Origin of the sequence: Halorubrum sp. DM2 (genome assembly GCF_901686465.1) — an archaeon.
Classification (GTDB): Archaea; Halobacteriota; Halobacteria; order Halobacteriales; family Haloferacaceae; genus Halorubrum.
This window is the reverse complement of the sequence record NZ_LR594487.1, coordinates 836,582-855,342: the sequence shown is the minus strand read 5'-3', so window position 1 is coordinate 855,342 and position 18,761 is coordinate 836,582. Positions and strand designations below refer to the sequence as shown.

Here is an 18,761-nt window from a genome sequence, read left to right as displayed (position 1 = left end):
CTCACTGGCAGCGCGTCTCGGGCCGCCTCAAAGCGCCGGCGGCTCGCCGCGGCCGATCACGATCTCTTGTCCCTCGACATCTTCGAGGGCGGCGACGCGGCCGCCGATCTCGACGCGGCCGTTCTCGGTGTCGACGACCAGCGACGCGACCTCCTCGGTGTCGACGAACGCGACGTCGACGACCTTCCCGCGGACCGTCACCTCCTCGCCGGTCTCGATGTCGCGGCCCTCGACGGTCGCGTAGAACTCCTCGCCGTCGAACTCGCGGACGTCCTTGACGGCGCGCCGGATGGAGGCGTAGCGGCGCGGGAAGGGTCGTTCCTCCCCGTCGGCGGCGAGCGTCTCCGCGGTCGTCCACAGGACGGTCCCGAAGAAGCCGGAGACGAGGAAGCCGAGCGCGGAGCGGTTGAAGATGACCCCGTAGCGCTCGCGGTCGTCGCGCAGGGCGTCTTGGGTGGCGTACACGGAGTACTCGCCGTCGCCGACCGCGAGGACGGGCGTGGTGATCCCCCGGCGCGCGCGGGCGATGGTCGCGACCTCCAGGTAGTCGAACTCGGTCGGGTCGGGGGCGTTCGACGCGGGCGTGACGAGCAGCTCGACGCTGACCCCCGCGGCGACCTTTGCGGCGAGCTCGTCGCGGAACCGCCTGAGGAGGCCGGGCGTGAGCGACACCGCCAGCTCGTACTCCGCGTTCGCGATCACCTCTTCGAGGTACCGGAGGATCGTCGACCGCGACTTCACGAGCGACACCGCCTCCGTCTCGCGGGTCGGCGCAGTGTAACGCGCCTCCAGTTCGTCCACCATCTCCGCGAACGACGAACGCAGGTCGCCGAAGGCGTCCTCGGGGTCGACGGCGACGATCTTCATCGGCCGCGACTCGCGGAGTTCGACGAGCCCGCGGTCCGAGAGGCTCCGAACGGTGTCGTACACCCGCGGCTGCGGGATGTCGGTGCGGTCGGCGATGTCGCTGGCGGTGAGTTCGCCGTGTTCCAACACCGCGAGGTACGCGTCGATCTCGTACTCGCCGAGGTTGAACCGGTCCCCGACGCGGTCGAGGGTGTCCCGAAGGTCGTCCGTCATGTGACGAGAGACGGGGGCGGGGATTATAGCTTTTTACTATGAGCCGAGTTGTACGCGTTTTCGGAGCGGCCTCCCTACGTGCCCCGGTAGGGGTCGTTACATATACATCCGGTCGTAGCTCCCCTCCGGCTCCCGCTCCTCGATCCGCTCGGCGAGGTCCTCGTAGTGGCGGCGGATCTCCTCGGCGAACGCCTCCAGCGGGGCCGCGTCGACGCCGAGGTCGTACACCGCGTTCGCCGTGTCGACGAGCCGCACCGCGGCGTCGACGTCGGGGGCCTGCGCGTGGACCGGCGTGACGAACACGCCGACGCCGAGCGGGGAGTCGATCCCGCGTTCGAGCAGTCCGGCGTTCGCCCCGTCGAGGAAGCCGGACTCCATCGCGGGCACGTCGGTCCCCTCCCCGAGGCGCGCGGCGCGGTAGTCCTCGGTGGCGACGTGGAAGGTCCGGTGGGCGTCGGGACCGTGCGCCACCGGGACGCCCGCCAGCACCGCGATCTCGGAGACGCCGTTCGCCGCCGTCCAGTCGAGGAGCGCGTCGGCGAGCAGCCCGCCGGGCATGGGGGGAACGAACTGCTCGGCGACCAGCAGGGTGATGTCGAGGTCCGGGGCGGAGTACAGCCGGATCGGATGCCGGGGCGTCCCCTTGGTGAACGGCGTGATCGACGGGAGGCCGTCGATCCGGACGTGACCCGTCTCTTCGAGGTCGAGATTATCGACGAGATAGTCGACGGCGGTCAGGCCGGCGAGCCCGAACGACGAGAATCCGGCGATCAGCGTGCTTCCCGGCTGCGAGTCGTGTTCGACGCTGAACCTCGGTATCGTCGGATCCGCGGGCGGTCGCGACATACCGGCCCTTCGCTCAGCGACGTGTTAGTGGTTGCCCCCGGCGGTCGCGCCCGCCGGTTCCCGCTCGCGGTCTCGCACTCGCAGTCGTCTTACTCGCGCTCACCGCGCCGACGCCCGCGGGGAGAAACGCTTTTTCGGATGGCCGACGCGAATCCGCTATGGCCCTTCCCGAGCCGACGCCGGTCCCGGGACTCGTCTCGCGGCTCGACCGGCTCGGCACTCGGCTCGCGGACCTCCCGGGGGCCGACCTCCTGACGGTCGTCGCGGCCGTCGCGGTCGGCGTCGTCGTCGCCAACTTCGTCGTGCGGCTGATCGGCCGCCCCGTGGCGCGCCGCGTGTCGCGACAGAGCGTCGCGCAGACGATCGTCCGCGGCGTTCGGGTGGCGACGATCGGGGCCGCGCTGTTCGTCGGACTCGACGCCATCGACTTCCCGTTCGGGAACCTCCTCTTAGGGACCGCGGTGTTCACCGCCGCCATCGGTATCATTCTCGCGCCGCTGGTGGGGAACTTCATCAACGGCGTGTTCATCCTCGCGGACCAGCCGTTCGAGATCGGCGACATGATCGAGTTAGAGGACGGGACGACCGGGTTCGTCGAGGACATCACGATCCGATACACGAAGATATTCACCCTCGATAACACCTTCCTCGTCGTGCCGAACGGGACGATGCGCGAGCGCGACGTGACCAACTTCTCCGCGGAGGACGAGCGCACCCGGCGGGCGATCGACGTGCTCGTCACCTACGAGAGCGACGTCCCGGAGGCCCGCCGTCGCATCGAGCGCGCGGCGCGCGACTGCGAGGCCGTCATCGACGGCGGCCCCGACATCCGCATCGGCGTGGCCCGGTACATGGCGGGTCCCGACTGCCGGCTCCACGAGTTCGGCGACAACGGGATCTTACTCCGGCTCCGGTACTGGGTGAAAAAGCCGTACAAGCTGGCGAAGGTCCAGTCGGACGTGAACACCGAGATCCGCGAGCGGCTCGGGGATCCGGAGGCGGATGTCACGATGGCGTACCCGCACCGCCACCTCGTCTTCGACGACACCTCGGGCGTCGCGCGCGTCGACGCCGCCGCCGACTCGGCCGCGGTCCGTGCGTCGGATCCGTCCACGGTCCGCGAGTCAGACTCTCCCGGCGACGCGTCCTCCGTCCCGGACGCCGCTGGCGACGTTCCGGATTCCGCCGGCTCCGCGTTTGAACGCGACGAACGGCCCGCAGACGACTCGGGACGGTAACCGAATCGGAAGTCTGATAGAGCGCGCCCGGCGTTTATCAGGCAGTGAGCGACGAGCCTCCGGTCGATCCGGGCGACCCCTCCGACGCGCCGGACGACCCCGCTACCGCCCCGGATGAACACGCCGACGCCGACGAGTCCGACCAGCCCGATGAGCGCGGCGACGACTCGCCGGACGGGTCGGACGCTCCCCTCGACGACGACTCGATCACCGAGGGGAGTCTCCTCCGCCCGCTGTTCCGGCTAGCGTGGCCGATCGTCGTCATCCAACTGTTACAGGTGACGTACAACATCGTCGACACCCTCTACCTCGGCCGGCTCTCGGCGGAGGCCGTCGGCGCGATTAGCCTCGCGTTCCCCCTCATCTTCCTTCTGATCGCGGTCGCCGGCGGGTTCACGACCGCGGGCGCGATCCTCGTCGCGCAGTACACCGGTGCCGACGGCGACGGCTCGGCGGGACTCGTCGCGGGACAGACCATCTTCACCGTCATGGTACTGTCCGTGTTCATCGGTATCGGCGGCTACTTCTACACTCGCCCGGCCCTCGAACTCCTCCCGAGCGACGCGGACACCGCGGCGACGGTGATCCCGCTCGCGGCCGACTACATGGAGGTGATCTTCGCCGGCATTCCGCTGATGTTCGGCTTCTTCGTCTTCTCGGCGCTGATGCGCGGCTACGGCGACACCCGGACGCCGATGGCGGTCATGTTCATTTCCGTCCTCCTGAACGTCCTCCTCGACCCGTTCTTCATCTTCGGCTTCGACGGGAATCCGCTGTTCGGGTTGCTCGCGGGCGTCCCCGGTCTCGCCGCGCTCGACCCGATCGGGCTGGAGGCGACCCTGCTCTCGGCGACGGGGATCACCGGACTCGGGATCAGGGGCGCTGCGCTCGCGACGATCCTCTCTCGCGGCGTCGCGACCGCCATCGGGCTCTGGGTCCTGTTCGGGACCGACTACGGGCCCGACGTGACGCTCGGCCACCTCGCGCCCGACCTCGATTTCATCCGCGACATCTTCCGGCTCGGGCTCCCCTCCAGCGTCGAGCAGACGACGAGCGCGCTCGCGATGATCACGCTCACGGCGATGATCGTCACGTTCTCGCCGCCCGTCGTCGCCGCCTACGGGCTGGGCAACCGCCTCATCTCGCTCGTGTTCCTGCCCGCGATGGGACTGGGGCGCGCAATCGACACGATGGTCGGACAGAACCTCGGCGCGAACCGCGCCGACCGCGCGGCCAAGGCGGTGAAGTTCGCCGCGACGACCGGCGCGGGCGTGATGTTCCTCGTCGCGGTCGTCGCCGTCGCGTTCACCGAACCGATCGTCGGGGCGTTCCTCGGCGACGTACCGGACGCGCCCGCGACGATCGAGTACGCGGTCGAGTACGTCCGGATCCGCTCGGTCGAGTTCGCCTTCATCGGCGTCTCACAGGTGATCCTCGGCGCGTTCCGCGGCGCGGGCAACACGAAGACCGCGATGATCATTTCGATCCTCACCCTCTGGGTGGGCCGGGTCGCCAGCGTGGCGTACCTCGTCTTCGTGGCCGGATGGGGCGAGACCGGCGTTTGGGTCGGCATGGCGCTCGGGAACGTCCTCGGCGCGGTCGTCGGCGTCGCATGGTTCGCGCGGGGCACGTGGACCGAGCGGTACATCGACGACCCCGACCCCGGCGTCGACCCCGTGGGCGACGACTGACGCCCGGATTCGTCGAGATCAGCGGTAAGTGGTGTATTTCGGCTCGATCGCACTCAGGACAGTGTACGGAAAGAAGGAACTGGTGGGTGGCCGACACAACAAATAAATTCACGTCCACACTAATTTTAATCAGAAATTGAGAATCGAGAAATGACTACGGAAGCCTCACTTCGGGAACGTCTCTTCGGTTGTGCCGTCGGTGTCGAATACTCGTGGCGACAGCGGTATCTAGATACTACATTTGAGGCCTTCGACAACCGTATTATCGAACGAATAGAAGAACGCGAATCAGTACGAGTCGGAGAGTACACGAACACGTTAATAGAACTGTGCGAGAACGCGATAGAGGCGAATTTTAGGCTCACAATTGAAAAAGAGAGTGCAGAGATACTGGAGGAACGAGATGTATTCGACCAGTATATCCCGTTCAGCGAGGTCAATGACGACACACATACACGAGAACAGGCAATGATAATGAAGGCACTCGACGAATGTGAACCAGTCTACTCCTGGCTTCTGAAAATTGAGACAGACCCACACCTCAGGTATCGGTGGGGACGCTACCGGACCATGGTAAACCTCTGCCAGTATCTCACCAGCATAGTTGAAGAGTGGTGTTTCGACGAGCTAGATCGGAGTGGCCGCAGAACCTCGGGATCAGTTTTGCTGTTCGGACCTATCTGATCGTAGGTCTGGTCTCTTTCAGGTTTACATCAGTGGCCTAATTTCCAACGTGCTACTACCTCGTGTGTAATCCCCGCTGAGACATTCATTTTCATATTCTGCTGAAACCCTCTCCTTCTGATCAATTCTTGTTTGGCCTGCTGAAATCCTTCGTATATTATGTGTTCTGGCTTGGTGCCAGTCACGACGTACCCTAGCCGGCCAACCGTTTCGACGAGAGGGAGTCTGAAGGAGGGAATTCACGGACTCGACGTACCGTAGCCCGATCACCTGTGTGCTCAGTGCCTGAACAGGTACACCGCGTCGCCGCCGCGCAGCAGACAGAACCGCGCGCCGTCGTTCTCAGGGAACGTCGTTCCCGGCTGCTCGGTGACGAACAGCCGCGAGAAGGCGTCATCGCACACCGGACAGTCCATCTCCTCGCGATTCTCCCAGAGGCTCGTCGCGCCCGCGTCGCGGAGCTGTTTCAGCTCGTGGCGGTGGTCGTGAACGTCGAACTCGGTCATGGACGAGCGTTCGGCGGGAGGGTGTTGAACGTGTCCTCGCGAGTCTCAGTTCGGAGAACGGGCCTCGGCCGAGACCGCCGAGAGAGCGAGCGCGGTCACCCGTCGAGCCGCATCGGCTGCGCCTCCCCGTAGGTGAGGGTCCGCCAGACCCACTCGACGGGACCGAACCGGAAGTACCGCAGCCACAGCACCGACAGCGGTATCTGGACCGCCCAGATCGCGGCGACGATCCCGTACTGCTCGACGCGGGTGACGGAGCCGAACAGGCCGAGGCCGTGGCCGTAGAAGATCGTGGTGGCGATCAGGGTCTGGAGCAGGTAGTTGGTGAACGCGGTCCGACCGACGGCGGCGAGCGCGCGGGTGACGATCCCCTCGCCGCGCCACCTGACGAACAGGGTGACGGCCCCGACGTAGCCCCCGGCGACGAGCAGACTCCCGACGTAGTTGAACTGCCGCCAGAACAGCGCCGCGCCGGCGCTCCAGTCGTTGGCCTCGATGTACGCGACGCCCGCGACGACGATGCCGACGCCGACGACGCCGCCCGCGACGAGCCGGCGGTAGAACGCAGTCGAGCGCTCGCCGGTCAGCACGCCCCACCGGTACAGCGCCATCCCGAGCAGCATGATGCCGCCGACCCGCCAGAAGTTCTGGCCGATGAACCCGGTGGTCTGTCGCTGGAACGACGAGCCGACGCGGTGGCTCATCTGGTCGAGCCAGCCGCCGCGGTAGGTCGCCACCTGCTGGCGCAGCGCGGCCTCGGAGGGCAGCCACTGGCCGGCGATCGCGTCGCCCCCGATCGACACCGCGGCGAACAGTTCGACCGCCGGGAGGAAAAGCAGGAACACCCCACTCAGTCCGGCGAGCTGTCGGGCGTCGAGGTCGCGGACGAAAAGCAGGAAGATCCCGGTGAGCCCGTACGCGACGAGGATGTCGCCGTACCACAGCAGGTACGCGTGGAGCAGGCCGACCGCGATCAGCACCGCGGTCCGGCGGAGGTGGAGGCGGACGGCGTCTTGCCCCTTCTCCTCTTTGCTCTCGATGAACAGCAGAACCCCCGCGCCGAACAGCGCCGAGAATATCGTGATGAACTTCGACTGCGCAAACACGTGTCCGGCGAACCACGCCCAGTAGTTCGCCCCGGAGAGGTCACCGTAGACGGCGGCGTCGGCGTACACGTTGGGGTTCAGCAGCGTCTGCTCGGGCATCGAGAACACCCAGACGTTGATGAGGAGGATGCCGAGCAGCGCGAACCCCCGGAGCGCGTCGAGGCTGGTGATCCGTTCGGAGGGCGGCGTCGGGCCTGGATCGCGAGTCACGAGTTGGCTGTCAGATTCGTTCCCAGCACCGAATAGGTTCCCATCGCGGACGGGACGGGCCGAGACGCCCCCCGGAAGGCGACGCCGCGGCCGGGGCGGCTCCGCGCCTCAGAAGAGTCCAGACTCCTCGGACTGCGGGACGTCTCCGAGCGCACCGACGGCGTCGATGGTGTTGGCGGTGACGTACACCGCGCCGTCGACGAGCACAGGCGGCGTCGTGAACGTCACGTCGAACCCGTCGATGTGATAATACCAGCGCACGTCCCCGGTGTCGCGGTCGAACGCGGCGACCGTGGGCCAAGCGACCTCCAGGTCGAACTTCTCGTACTTGACCGGAGCGACGACGGTCTCCTGACCGACGCAGAGCCCCTCCTGACAGCCCTCGGCGTCGAGACGCCACTCTTCGGTCCCGTCCGCAACTGCGACCGCGGAGAGGTGCTCGTCGGTCAGCCAGTACGCGGTCCCGTCGGCGACCGCGACGCCGTGGGCCTCGCCGCCGTACTCGTCGAGTACTCGGATTCGGTCTCCGGTGTCGGGGTCCCGGACCGCGAGGTCGCCGTCGGCGGCGACGAGGAGTCCCGCGGCGGTCGCGCTGGGCCCGAGCGCGACGCTCCCGACGCTCCGACGCCACACTTCGCTTCCGTCCGCGATATCGAGCCGGTACAGCGCCGAGTCAGTGGCGACGAACACCCCTTCCCCCCGGACCGCGGGCGGGTCGATGACGGGGTCCGCGAGCGGTTCGGCCCACCGCTTTTCCCCGGTCGCTGCGTCGAGCGCGGTGAGACCGCCCTCCGTCCCGGACCTGCGAGGGACCAAGACGAGCGACGCCGCGGGGACGGCGGTTAACTCGGTGCGGGAGACGGTCCCGGTCACCGTCGCGCTCCACTCTCGATCGCCGGACTCGCGGTCGAGGGCGACGACTCGGTCCCCGAACGCGGCGACGAGGTACTCCCCGACGACGGCGGAAGTGTAGTGGCTCGCCTCCTCGATGTCGACGCGCCAGCGCTCGGAGCCGTCCGTCGCATCGAGCGCGACGATTTTCGGACCGGGGTTCGGGTCGACGTTCCCGATGTACACCTCGTCGTCGACCGCGACGGGCGGCCACCGCGTGAACGCGTCCGAGGTCCACGCGAGGTTCCCGCGCGACGGGGCGGTCGCCGCCGTCGCCGCCGTGTTCGCCCCGTCGCGCATGTGCTGCGGCCACGACCCGGAGGGCGTCGACGGGAGCGACCGGTCACCGTCGCCGAGACAACCGCTGAGTCCGGTGAACACGCCGGCGGCACCGGCCGCCAGGACCGATCGCCGCCTCACGCCCGCCGCGTGTCCTGCCGTCTCCGCCACGTTCCGTGCCGTCTCCGTCCCCTGCGAGTCACCGGACGCCGCCGCGCCGCTGCTGGAGGGCTTCATGGCCGTCTGTTTCTCCGATAGCTCCCCTAAGTGTATCGCTCTCACCGTGCCGGTCAGTCCAGCCGGACGGCCTCGCCCCGCTCCGCGGAGCGGTAGACGGCGTCGATGACGCGCTGGACTCGCACCGCCTCCTCGACGGTGTTGATCGCGGGGGCCTCGCCCGCGGCGACGGCTTCGAGGAACGTCGCCTGTTCGGCGGCGTGGGCGTCTCCCTCGCGCGTCTCCACCTCGGTGTCCGAGAGGTGGGGGCCGCCGCCGACCGCCGCCTCGTGGATCGTCAGGTCGTCGCTCCCGCGGTCGAACGTCGCGCCCGCCTCGGTGCCGCGGACCACGAACTCCTCGGTGGGGGGTCGGTTCGTCGCCCACGCGACCTCCAGCGAGACGGTGCTGCCGTCGGCGGTACGGAGGAACGCCGACGCCGAGTCGTCCACGTCGAACCCCTCGGGACCCGAGTCGTCGCCCCACATGTTGACGTACGCGTAGTCGTCGCGGCCGCCGAACTCGGAGCGGGTCTGTCCGGTGACCTCGACGACCTCGGGGTGATCGAGGAAGTAGAGGGCTAAGTCGATCGCGTGGACGCCGATGTCGATGAGCGCGCCGCCGCCGGCGACCTCCGCTGACGTGAACCACGAGCCCCGCCCGGGGACGCCGCGCCGGCGCACGTAGTTCGCCTCGACGTGGGTGGTCTCGCCGAACCGCCCCTCGTCTTGGTAGTGTTTGACGACCTGGACCGGCTCCGCGAACCGGTTGTTGAACCCGACGGTACAGAACCCGTCGGCGTCGCGGGCGGCGTCGGCGACCCGCTCGGCGCTTTCGAGCGAGTGCGCCAGCGGCTTCTCGACGAGCACGTCGAGTCCGGCCGCGAGCGCCGCGGTCGCGTACTCCTCGTGGAAGCGGTTCGGCGTGGTGACGAACACGGCGTCGCAGTCATCGAAGAGGTCGGTCTCGTCCTCGTAGGCGGGAACGCCGAACTCCTCGTGGAAGCGCGCTCGGGCCTCCGCGTCGACGTCCATTCCGCCGACGAGGGTCGCGCCGCGCTCGGTCAGCTTCGTCGCGTGGTGGGACCCGATGCCGCCGAGCCCGACGACCCCGACGGCGACGTCGTTCGGATGCGTCATGGGCGCGGTTCTCGACGACGGCTGTTAAGGCTCCCGTCCGGTCGACTCCGGGAACGCGGAACTGCGGTTCCTCGGCCGGCCGACGTCCGCGGCCTCACGCGACCGGAAGGGCGACGAGCGCGGCCGCCACGCCGTCGATGATTACGGCCGTCGCCCCGTCGATCGTCGCGGGCGTCATCGAGTCGACGGCGTCGAGGAGGTCGCCAAGTGCGCCCGCGTTCCCGGCGAGACTGTCGCGGGCGTCGAGCAGCGCTTGGAACTGCTCCGGCTCGCGGACGACGACGAACCGCCCGACCGACGCGCCCGTGACGAGGAGAGCGAGGAGCGCGAGCATCCGCGAGATCGCGAGCAGCTTCAACAGGATCGGGATCGACAGCGCGAGCGCGAGCGCGGCGACGACCCCGGTGACGACCTCGCCGAACGAGCCACCGTCGGCGAGATCGACGACGCCAGCGCCGGACAGGAGGACGAACCCGCCGACCCCGAGGACCAGCGATCCCCAAATGAACGCCGCCAACAGACGCACCGGACCGTCGTAGCCCGCTCCGGCGTTGTCGGGAACGTCGTCGTGAACCCACGGGTTTCGCATACGCGCACTCGGGGGTGGGGACCCATATAGATCGCTTCAGATCTCGGAAACGCAAGGCGTGAAACCGAGCGAACGCGGGCCGGCCGTCACTGGCCGGGACGCGGCCCGGTCATCCACTCGCTCGCCTGCGGCTCGGCCGGATCGGTGACGACCTCGACGAGCGCCGGGCCGTCCCGGGTGCGAGCGCGCTCGACGGCGTCCCCGACCGCGTCGCGCTCGCGGACGCGCTCCGCCGGCAGGCCCATCCCCGACGCGACCGCGACGAGATCGAGGCCGGTCTCCCCCCAGCCGTAGCTCCCCTCGGGGAAGTCGTACGAGCGCGACGCCTCCTCGCTGATGATCGCGTAGTCGTCGTTGTTGAGCGCGACGACGGTGACGTCTATCCCCTCGCTCGCCAGCGTGTGAAGCTCGTGAACGCACATCATGAGTCCGCCGTCTCCGGTGAGCGCGACGACGTCGCGGTCGGGGTTCGCCAGCTTCGCACCGATCGCCGACGGGAGCCCGGTGCCCATCGTCGCCCACGAGCCGGGGTTGACGTACGACCGCGGCCCGAAGGCCGGGAACGAGACGAGCGTCCACAGCCGGAACCCGCCCGCGTCGGCGGTGACGACCGCCTCCTCGGGGACCGTGTCGCGCACGGCGGAGAGCACCTCGACGGAGCGGAGGGGACGGTCCTCGGGGGCGTCGCCGCCGCCCGGCTCCGACAGCGCCGCGAACCGCTCGCGGTCGGCGGCGCGGACGGACTCCGCGCGCTCCGCGCCGGAGCGATCCGGTGACGGGTCTCGGTCTCCCAGTCGTTCGTCGAGCGCGCGAAGGAAGCGGTCGGCGTCTGCGACGACGCCGCGGTCGGTCTCGTAGCCGAACCCCACGTCGTCGCCGTCGAGGGTGACGTGGACCAGCGTCTCCGGCATCGAGACGGACCACGAGGCGGTCGCGACCGCGTCGAGGTCGGAGCCGACGACGAGACCGAGGTCGGCGTCCGCGAGGAGGTCGCGGAGGTCCGCGCTCGCGCCGCCACAGAGGACCCCGGCGGACAGTGGGTGCGTCTCCGGGAGCGTCCCCTTCCCCTTATACGTCGTCACGACCGGCGCGTCCAGTCGCTCGGCGACCGCGCGGAGGGCGTCGCTCGCGCCCGAGCGCCTGACGCCGCCGCCGGCGAGGACGACGGGCGACGACGCATCGGCGAGCAGGTCCGCGGTCTCGCGCACCGCGTCGGCGGGCGGCGTCGGCGGGGGCGACGGGTCGCGGTCGCCGACCGCCGGCTGGGGCGTCCGGCTCGCGAGGACGTCCTTCGGGATCCCGACGCGGACCGGTCCCTGCGGGTGTTCCCGGGCGGCGCGGATCGCCTCGGCGACGGCCGGCACCGCGCCCGACGGCGAGTCGACGGTGACGTTCTCCTTGACGACGGTGTCGTACGTCTCCGGCGGCGTCTCGTGGATCCCGTCGCCGCCGCGCACCGAGCGCTCCGTTTCGACGGCGAGGTGGAGCAGCGGGACGCAGTCGTTCAGGGCGTTCTTCAGCCCGTTCATCGCGTTCGTGTCGCCCGGTCCGGGGACGACGCAGGTGGCCGCCATCCCGCCCTGCTCGCTCGTCTCGGCGTACCCCCACGCCTGATGGGGGACGGCGGTCTCGTGGCGGGCGACGACGAACCGCGCGTCGCGGTCGGCAAGCGCCCGGTTCAGCGGGAGGGTCTGTTTCCCGGGGATACCGAAGACGGTGTCCACGCCGCGGTCGAGCATGGCGTCGACGACCGCCTCGGCGACGGTCGGATCGTCGTCGGCGGGTTCGTCGCGATCGCTGTCGACCTCGTCGTCGCGGTTGGCGGGGTCGTCCGCGTCCATACCGCGAACTCGACCGAACAGGTGTTGAATACTTCGGCCTGTAGTTATTTCATCTGACGGTTCCATGTGATATGTATGCGTTTACCAGAGACGCGCGATCTGTTCGCGAGGGAACTCGATTTTCCGGCGTCACGGGTCACCGTGTTAGAGCGGGTGGGGAACACGGAACTGTCGCCGCCGGACGGTGAGAGCACGACGATACGGGAGATCGTCGAGCGGTCCGAGGTGACGGAGTTCGACTCGGCCGACGACCTCTACGACACGCTGATGTCGCTGGTCGGGCCGCAGTTCGTCGGCCGCAGGTACTACGACGACCGCGGTGGCATGCCGGGGGACGAGGAAAACGAGGTGAGTTTCTGATGTCCGTCACGCTCGTTTCGGGGGTCAACGGCGTCGGTCTCTCCAGCGTCTGTCAGGCGGTCAGGCGCGGACTCGGGGACGGGTACAAGCTGATCAACTTCGGCGACGCGATGCTCGAACAGGCGGCGGCGATGGGGATCACGACCGAGCGGGCCCAACTCGGCACGCTCTCGCAGACCGAAACCCGCCGCCTCCAGCGTCGCGCGGGCGAGTTCGTCGCCAGAGAGGCGGCGACGACGAACGTTATCCTCTCGACGCACCTCGCGGTCGAAACCCTAGACGGCTACGTCCAAGGGCTCCCCGTCGAAGTGCTCCACGACGTCTCGCCGGACGCGTTCGTCCTCGTCGAGGCGGAGCCGGAGACGATTCTCGAACGCCGGCGCGAGAGCGACCGCGACCTCGACGGAGTCACGGAACGGAAGATCGACTTCGAACAGGATCTCAACCGGTCGGCGGCGCTCCAGTATGCGAGAGACCAGAACGCGCCCGTTCAGTTCATCGAGAACGAGGGCGAGCTCGAAGATGCGGCCGAGCGGTTGGCGGACGCGCTCTGACGCCCTCCGCCCCGGTTCGGCTAGAACACGGAGCGATGGGAGGGCCCCGCCCCGCGGCCTACTCCGCGACGTTCGTCTCGCGGACGCGGACGCCCTTCCGGCCGAGGTGGCGCATCTGCCGCTGCGCGAACTCCTCCTCGCTCGACCCGCGCGTCGCGAGGACGTAGACGAGCGCGGAGCCGGTCGGCCGCATCGTCCGGCCCGCGCGCTGTGACCCCTGCCGGCGGGAGCCGCCGAGCCCGCTCGCGACGACCGCGAGTTCGGCGTTCGGGAGGTCGATCCCCTCGTCGCCGACCCGGGAGACGACGAGGACGTCGAGCGACTCGTCGTCGGTCTCGTCCCCGCGAGAACCGCCCGCCTCGCCGTCGGCCCGGAACCGCCGGAACAGTTCGGCGCGCTCGTGATGAGGCGTCTCACCGCTGATGAACGGCGCGCCGAGCGCGTCCGCGATGGCGTCGCCGTGGTCGAGATACTCGACGAAGACGAGCGCCTTCTTGTCCCGGTGGGCGGCGAGCAGGTAGCGGATCTCCTCGATCTTCGCGGGGTTCTCGGCCGCGACGCGTCTGCGCTCCCGGCCGTCAGCGGCCGCATACTCGCTTTGCGCCAGCTCGTCTCGCCACGGGACGTACCGGATCTCCACCTCCGGCTCCTGGACAAAGCCGGCCTCGAACAGCGAGTCCCAGTCGGCCCCGATCGGTCCGCCGATCAGGGTGTAGATCTCCTCTTCGCTGCCGGTCTCGCTGACCGGCGTCGCCGAGAGGCCGAGCCGGTGTTTGCTCTGTAGCTCGGCGGTGCGGGAGTAGACAGGGGCGGTGATGTGGTGCGCCTCGTCGAAGCAGATCAGCCCCCACTCGCGGGAGTCGAAGAGGCTCCGGTGGCGGTCCATCCCGGCGATCTGGTAGGTGGCGATCGTGACGGGTCGGATCTCCTTCGTTCCGCCGTGGTACAGTCCGATGTCGGCGGGGTCGACCGTGGAGTGCTCCAAGAGCTCATCGCGCCACTGGCCGGCGAGCTCGCGGGAGGGGACCAGTATCAGCGTCTCGCCGCCGACCGCGGCGATCGTTGCGATCGCGGCGACGGTCTTCCCGGATCCGGGCGGCCCGACGTACACGCCGGACTTGCGGTCGAGGAACGTCTCCACCCACGTCTGCTGGTAGTCGCGGAGGTCGGTCGTGAGGTCGATCTCCACGGGGTCGCCGGTCTCCAGGTCGCGGTCGTCCTCGACCGGGTAGCCGGCGTCGTAGAGCGCGCGCTTGACCGCGGCGACCGCGCCCTCGTTGACCCACGCCTCGGTGTCGGAGATGGGCGCGCGGAGGTGGTCGTCGTCGAGGTGTTGGTCGGCGACGTTCCCCATCAGGTTCTCGGAGGCGGCTTCGAGGACGACGTAGCCGTCCGCGTGGGTGTACAGCCGGAAGCGGTGCGCGCGCCGCCACTGGTCGCGGACCCACTCTTCGAGGTGCTCGAACCGACGCGGCAGCACCGACCGCAGCGCGCCCACGAGCGCGTCGGCGTCGTCGAACGGCGCGGCCCACACGTCCTCCTGTCTAATCTGATAGAGGTAGCCGCGGGTCCCCGGCTCGGTGCCGGTGGTGTCGACGAGGTTCGCGAACTGCGAGAGCCGCGCGCGAGTGTACTGGGTCGGCCGGTCGACGACGATCTCGCGGCGCTTCGGAAACACGACGACGCGCTCGCGGCTCGCCAGCGCGCCCCAGTCGCGCGGGTAGAAGACGACCGGGTCGCTTTCGACGTCGAGACGGTCCACGTCGCCGCGGTCGACGAGCGCGCCGAGCGCGTCGCGGGTCGCCGCCTGCGTGGTCCCGAGCCGCCGCGCCACCTCGCTCGCGGTCGCGACCGGACGCTCCTCGGCTTCGAGCGCCTCGTGGAAGCGGTCGAGCGAGAGGTCCGCGGGCGCGTCGTCGGAGTTGTCGGGGTCGTCGGCGTCGGCCGAGACCTCGTCGTCGGATCCGGCGGGATCGCCGGTGTCGTCGGTCATTACCCTCGATTCGATCGCGACGCGGAAATGGGTAGCGTCCGCGGCTCATCGCTCATAAACAGTGACCACACGCCGAGAATATGCTTATAAGGCTCTGTTGAAATCTTATTCTTCAGACATAAAGTGATATGAAACAGCCGGTCGACGGGAGCTGCGAAACTGAACGCCGTCAGTGTCTGCGGGCGCGCCTACGTACTATTATTGCTCCAAGCAACCCGAAAATGGTCGTTCCCCCAGCAATCACACTTAGCAAAAATGAATTATAAAGAACCGAGAGCACAGCGGCGGTAATGCCTACTAATGTGATCTCGATTGCGAATAGCATCTCTCTCAGATCGCTCATAGCAGTTTCTGAGTAGAATAACTATAATAACTTGCCATATTTATCGTATCCTTCTTCGATCTTACATCCTTCGTCTGTATTGATCGCAATCGGATTGGAATATATCACTTTCTGAGGATTTCAACAAAGCCGCTTATAAATAGACAGCGGTGGCGCGTGCCTGCGAGCGGTCGCCCTCGGCGACCGCGAGACAGCACCGCGCGAGGTCGCCGGCGGCGGAGCCGCCGGCTGCCAGAGAATCTTCGATTCTCGCTGGAGTCAGTCGCCGGAGCGTAGCGGAGGCGACTGACGAGGCTGGGGAGGCATGAGGCTGCGGTTGCGGTGCGGGGCGGGACTCGAAGGGGCAGCCGTGAGGCGGGCGGAGGCGTTCACGAGAGCGAAGCTCTCGTGAGCCAATCAGAACGCGAAGCGTTCTGATGACGACGTAAGCACCGCAGCGAGCAACGCGAGCGAGGAGCGTGGTTCGAGAGAGCAGAGCTCTCTCGTCATCCCGAAAATCGGAGATTTTCGGGCGACAGCGAGCGTCCACCCGCCTCACGGCTGGGGCTTCGGCGGCCTTGATCGTGACGAGGGTAGTCACGTATCGCCGAGCGGCTGGGGCTTCGGCGATCTCGGTCGTGACGAGACTAGTCGCGTATGGCCGAGCGGCCGGGGCTTCGAAGGTCTCGGCTACGGAGTCAGCCACTTCGTCTCGATCGGCTGGGGCTTCAGCCGTATTTCCCACGTCGACGGCGATCCAGTACCCAGCCAGCCGGGATCAGCTAAAAACGTACTCGATCTAGTCCGAGGATCGGTTCCGACACCGCCGTGAGGTGATCGCTTCCTTGGAGCGGAACCGGCAGCCGCAGACGGTACAGCGCACGAACGGGTCACCGGGCGCGGTCTCCAACCGGTGGTCGCCCACCTCGAACGGGCGCGTCACGGTCCGGGGCCGGATCCGGTCCGGGATCGGCGTCGAGGCCGACTCGGAGAGCGCCGCGCGCACCGCGATGGTGTCGACGTCGACGCCGTCCCACCGCGAGGCGTCCAGCGCGGCCTCGCGGTCCGCGACCTCAGTCCACCCCGTGACGACGACCGGCGAGTTCGTCTCCGTGTCGCTCACGACCACGACGAAGCGGATCCCGCCCTCGACGAGGGCGAACCGCCAGCCGTCGGTGCTGTTCCACCGGAGCTGGCCGCTCCGGATCGCGTCGCTCACGGTGCGCGTCGACACGTACCGACCGGGCTGTTCCAGCCGCTCGCGGAAGTGGTCGGTCAGCGCGTAGAGACCGGGGTCGCGCACCGGCGGGTCCGCCGGCGTTCGGGCGGCGGACGCGCCGCCGCGGGGCGAATCGACCGATCGATAGTCCGCGGACCGGTCGGTTCGGCCGGCCCGAGCGCGGCGGCGCGCCGGCGACTCCGGCGGGGACCGGGGCCGCGCGGCCGCGTCTCGGTTCGCGGCGGCGGTCGTGGAACCGGTCCGACGCTCCGTCGATCCGGGCCCGAGGGGCTCCGTGTCCCCCGACCCGCCCTGTCGGGATGCCACTGGGTACCCGTATCGAGCGCGCTCTTAAGTGTGTTACGGCGACACAGGGGGGATTGGTGTTGATCGCCGATCTTGGCGATTGCGGTGTGTTTCGTCTTGGAGAGCGTGAATTGAGAGAGAGAGAGAGGGATCGATAGGCCGGACAAGATGACTGAATTGAACGGCGAAGCGCTACGCAGGATAATGGTCGATCAAAAGGTGTTGCGAAGGTTGTTGGTGAGCATACCGAGGGGCGGACACAGGCGTTTGTATAGCTCGCTATACGATTACTCCAAAAATACTCGGTGGAAGACTTAGTCCAAACCGAGTACTGCCGCAGCTATCGCTGAGACCAGCAATATCGCAATTAGAGCAGCGTATAAATCCGTGAATGCCGGAGTGGAGGCTAATGCTGATTGTATATCGACTGCCACCACTACTAGTGGCCCTGCGAGAATCAGCAGTACGCCACCTCCCAGAATCATGCGTGGATCAATCTGTGCCCGATTACCATTTCTATACCCCCGGTTTCCGGCTTTCGGCTTCGGCTGTGTAGCCGGAGTGTCTTGTCTTTCTGACATCGCAAATGACAGAAAGGTAGCCATAGGTAAAAATCAAAAACATCTTTTATAGACCTTCTAACCCCGGTTTATGGTCATAAGTGGGGGTGTTGACGATGATAAACACCGACTCAATGATTTTTATTCCTGGTTATCTTATACTATCTCATGAGAACACTTCCAAAGGAATTCCACGATGAGTTTGAGCAGAAGGGAGATACTTTCTTTAAAATCGCAGAACTGCTATATCGCAATCCTGATCGACCATTTACACAAGAAGAACTGGCCGAAAGAATGGATTGTTCAACTACAACGGTCAGTAACCATATTACCAAGATGGAAGACTCAGAATGGCTTAACCGTCGCAAAAACCAGACGGTCTTTGCTTGGAATAAAGATGTACACAATCCTGCCAGTACGGAAGGAACAACTGCGCTTAGAAACTTCTACGCTGATGTGTGGGGTATTGTGAAAAAGCACTCTGAGACGGTACCTGGAACCTTTGCGCTGATCGGAGCTACGATGATTCTCGCCGCGTTGGTTGTCTTCGCCTTCTACATTGGATTCTCATTGAGCATCACTCAAGAGTCAGAAATTCCAGCGATAATTTATGCTACAATCGCACTGGGTTCATTTCTGACAGGACTTCTTGTCTCCTTCTTATCGCCTATACAGGCCAAAATAAACAGTCTTGTATGGCGGTACCTGCCAGTCGAAAAATTACAAAGGGATTAGTTCGTCTACGTGGCTTCAATACGGCTGACAATCGAGTATATAACCCGTTTCCACACTTGGTCTAGCGGCGTAGCGTACGTCGTCATGTGCTCGATCACGTCGTCGAGTGCGACCAATAGGCCGATGAACGCGAAGCCTGCCCCTGTCGCGGGGTAGTAGGGCCACACCTGCGCGGACCCGAAAAGCGCCATCGCGACGCCGACATAGAAGTCGTGCGGTGCGAGCGCGTCCCCGTCCGGTTCCTCATCTGGGTCAAAGATCTCACCCATCGCTGGCTTCCTCCATCGCGGTCTCCTCGTCCATACCTGGCGGCGGACGGTACGGAAGCTTCGCCAGCACAAGCCGCCCGAACCCACGGAACCGTTCCTGCGCGAAATAGGCCGGGTACATGGCCCC

At 66.9% G+C, this 18,761-nt stretch carries 17 protein-coding genes; 6 read left to right on the top strand and 11 right to left on the bottom strand.

The window, feature by feature from the left end:
• Positions 1-27: 27 nt before the first annotated feature.
• Entirely contained in the window at positions 28-1,080 is a 1,053-nt protein-coding gene (locus QOL69_RS04450; protein WP_048076233.1) for an HTH-type sugar sensing transcriptional regulator TrmB, read from the bottom strand.
• 96 nt (positions 1,081-1,176) lie between these two features.
• Entirely contained in the window at positions 1,177-1,926 is a 750-nt protein-coding gene (locus QOL69_RS04445) for a proteasome assembly chaperone family protein (protein WP_283402187.1), read from the bottom strand.
• Between the two features lie 158 nt (positions 1,927-2,084).
• Between QOL69_RS04445 and QOL69_RS04440 the strand changes: the two genes are divergently transcribed.
• The 3 genes from QOL69_RS04440 to QOL69_RS04430 all read left to right on the top strand — a co-directional run bounded on the left by QOL69_RS04440 (position 2,085) and on the right by QOL69_RS04430 (position 5,539).
• Positions 2,085-3,164 (top strand): mechanosensitive ion channel family protein, encoded by a 1,080-nt coding sequence (locus tag QOL69_RS04440; RefSeq protein WP_283402186.1) that lies wholly within the window; start codon positions 2,085-2,087, stop codon positions 3,162-3,164.
• A gap of 44 nt (positions 3,165-3,208) precedes the next feature.
• Positions 3,209-4,855 (top strand): MATE family efflux transporter, encoded by a 1,647-nt coding sequence (locus QOL69_RS04435; protein WP_283402185.1) that lies wholly within the window; start codon positions 3,209-3,211, stop codon positions 4,853-4,855.
• Between the two features lie 150 nt (positions 4,856-5,005).
• Positions 5,006-5,539, top strand: a complete 534-nt coding sequence (locus QOL69_RS04430) for a hypothetical protein (protein WP_048076235.1) — start codon at positions 5,006-5,008, stop codon at positions 5,537-5,539.
• Positions 5,540-5,817: 278 nt separating this feature from the next.
• On the opposite strand, the gene QOL69_RS04425 is transcribed toward QOL69_RS04430, so the two are convergent.
• From QOL69_RS04425 to QOL69_RS04400, 6 genes are all read right to left on the bottom strand, one after another.
• Positions 5,818-6,045 carry a DUF7385 family protein gene (locus tag QOL69_RS04425; protein WP_048076236.1) on the bottom strand — a complete coding sequence of 76 codons (228 nt, stop codon included), beginning with the start codon at positions 6,043-6,045 and terminating at the stop codon, positions 5,818-5,820.
• Positions 6,046-6,140: 95 nt separating this feature from the next.
• Positions 6,141-7,361 (bottom strand): DUF418 domain-containing protein, encoded by a 1,221-nt coding sequence (locus QOL69_RS04420; RefSeq protein ID WP_283402184.1) that lies wholly within the window; start codon positions 7,359-7,361, stop codon positions 6,141-6,143.
• Positions 7,362-7,469: 108 nt separating this feature from the next.
• Positions 7,470-8,768, bottom strand: a complete 1,299-nt coding sequence (locus tag QOL69_RS04415; RefSeq protein WP_283402183.1) for a BamB-related PQQ repeat family beta-propellar protein — start codon at positions 8,766-8,768, stop codon at positions 7,470-7,472.
• Between the two features lie 53 nt (positions 8,769-8,821).
• The gene (locus tag QOL69_RS04410; protein WP_283402182.1) at positions 8,822-9,886 is read right to left on the bottom strand and encodes a Gfo/Idh/MocA family protein; all 1,065 of its coding nucleotides are present in this window, start codon (positions 9,884-9,886) and stop codon (positions 8,822-8,824) included.
• Positions 9,887-9,980: 94 nt separating this feature from the next.
• Positions 9,981-10,475, bottom strand: coding sequence for a hypothetical protein (locus QOL69_RS04405; RefSeq protein ID WP_283402181.1), 495 nt, complete (start codon positions 10,473-10,475; stop codon positions 9,981-9,983).
• Positions 10,476-10,561: 86 nt separating this feature from the next.
• Positions 10,562-12,316 carry a thiamine pyrophosphate-binding protein gene (locus tag QOL69_RS04400; protein ID WP_283402180.1) on the bottom strand — a complete coding sequence of 585 codons (1,755 nt, stop codon included), beginning with the start codon at positions 12,314-12,316 and terminating at the stop codon, positions 10,562-10,564.
• A gap of 75 nt (positions 12,317-12,391) precedes the next feature.
• On the opposite strand from QOL69_RS04400, the gene QOL69_RS04395 reads away from it, so the two are divergent.
• A complete protein-coding gene (locus QOL69_RS04395; RefSeq protein ID WP_048076240.1) occupies positions 12,392-12,676 on the top strand; it encodes a DUF5789 family protein in 285 nt (94 codons plus the stop codon).
• Complete coding sequence (locus QOL69_RS04390; RefSeq protein ID WP_048076241.1) at positions 12,676-13,230, top strand: adenylate kinase; 555 nt, start codon at positions 12,676-12,678, stop codon at positions 13,228-13,230. Before QOL69_RS04395 ends, QOL69_RS04390 begins: the two co-directional genes overlap by 1 nt.
• A 58-nt stretch (positions 13,231-13,288) precedes the next feature.
• Here QOL69_RS04390 and QOL69_RS04385 read toward each other — a convergent pair whose 3' ends face one another.
• On the bottom strand, positions 13,289-15,223 hold the full coding sequence (locus QOL69_RS04385) for a DEAD/DEAH box helicase family protein (RefSeq protein ID WP_283402179.1): 1,935 nt from the start codon (positions 15,221-15,223) through the stop codon (positions 13,289-13,291).
• Between the two features lie 1,121 nt (positions 15,224-16,344).
• Positions 16,345-17,091 (bottom strand): hypothetical protein, encoded by a 747-nt coding sequence (locus tag QOL69_RS04380; protein WP_283402178.1) that lies wholly within the window; start codon positions 17,089-17,091, stop codon positions 16,345-16,347.
• A 707-nt stretch (positions 17,092-17,798) separates the two neighbouring features.
• Here QOL69_RS04380 and QOL69_RS04375 point away from each other — a divergent pair.
• Positions 17,799-18,365 carry a MarR family transcriptional regulator gene (locus QOL69_RS04375; protein ID WP_283402177.1) on the top strand — a complete coding sequence of 189 codons (567 nt, stop codon included), beginning with the start codon at positions 17,799-17,801 and terminating at the stop codon, positions 18,363-18,365.
• A 5-nt stretch (positions 18,366-18,370) separates the two neighbouring features.
• On the opposite strand, the gene QOL69_RS04370 is transcribed toward QOL69_RS04375, so the two are convergent.
• The gene (locus QOL69_RS04370; protein ID WP_283402176.1) at positions 18,371-18,634 is read right to left on the bottom strand and encodes a hypothetical protein; all 264 of its coding nucleotides are present in this window, start codon (positions 18,632-18,634) and stop codon (positions 18,371-18,373) included.
• Positions 18,635-18,761 lie beyond the last annotated feature (127 nt).

What these genes read in the sequence shown, in the direction of transcription:
- QOL69_RS04450 (WP_048076233.1), bottom strand. Translation starts at nt 1,080, where the DNA reads ATGACGGACGACCTTCGGGACACCCTCGACCGCGTCGGGGACCGGTTC.
- QOL69_RS04445 (WP_283402187.1), bottom strand. Translation starts at nt 1,926, where the DNA reads ATGTCGCGACCGCCCGCGGATCCGACGATACCGAGGTTCAGCGTCGAA.
- QOL69_RS04440 (WP_283402186.1), top strand. Translation starts at nt 2,085, where the DNA reads ATGGCCCTTCCCGAGCCGACGCCGGTCCCGGGACTCGTCTCGCGGCTC.
- QOL69_RS04430 (WP_048076235.1), top strand. Translation starts at nt 5,006, where the DNA reads ATGACTACGGAAGCCTCACTTCGGGAACGTCTCTTCGGTTGTGCCGTC.
- QOL69_RS04425 (WP_048076236.1), bottom strand. Translation starts at nt 6,045, where the DNA reads ATGACCGAGTTCGACGTTCACGACCACCGCCACGAGCTGAAACAGCTC.
- QOL69_RS04415 (WP_283402183.1), bottom strand. Translation starts at nt 8,768, where the DNA reads ATGAAGCCCTCCAGCAGCGGCGCGGCGGCGTCCGGTGACTCGCAGGGG.
- QOL69_RS04410 (WP_283402182.1), bottom strand. Translation starts at nt 9,886, where the DNA reads ATGACGCATCCGAACGACGTCGCCGTCGGGGTCGTCGGGCTCGGCGGC.
- QOL69_RS04405 (WP_283402181.1), bottom strand. Translation starts at nt 10,475, where the DNA reads ATGCGAAACCCGTGGGTTCACGACGACGTTCCCGACAACGCCGGAGCG.
- QOL69_RS04400 (WP_283402180.1), bottom strand. Translation starts at nt 12,316, where the DNA reads ATGGACGCGGACGACCCCGCCAACCGCGACGACGAGGTCGACAGCGAT.
- QOL69_RS04395 (WP_048076240.1), top strand. Translation starts at nt 12,392, where the DNA reads ATGCGTTTACCAGAGACGCGCGATCTGTTCGCGAGGGAACTCGATTTT.
- QOL69_RS04390 (WP_048076241.1), top strand. Translation starts at nt 12,676, where the DNA reads ATGTCCGTCACGCTCGTTTCGGGGGTCAACGGCGTCGGTCTCTCCAGC.
- QOL69_RS04385 (WP_283402179.1), bottom strand. Translation starts at nt 15,223, where the DNA reads ATGACCGACGACACCGGCGATCCCGCCGGATCCGACGACGAGGTCTCG.
- QOL69_RS04375 (WP_283402177.1), top strand. Translation starts at nt 17,799, where the DNA reads ATGAGAACACTTCCAAAGGAATTCCACGATGAGTTTGAGCAGAAGGGA.
- QOL69_RS04370 (WP_283402176.1), bottom strand. Translation starts at nt 18,634, where the DNA reads ATGGGTGAGATCTTTGACCCAGATGAGGAACCGGACGGGGACGCGCTC.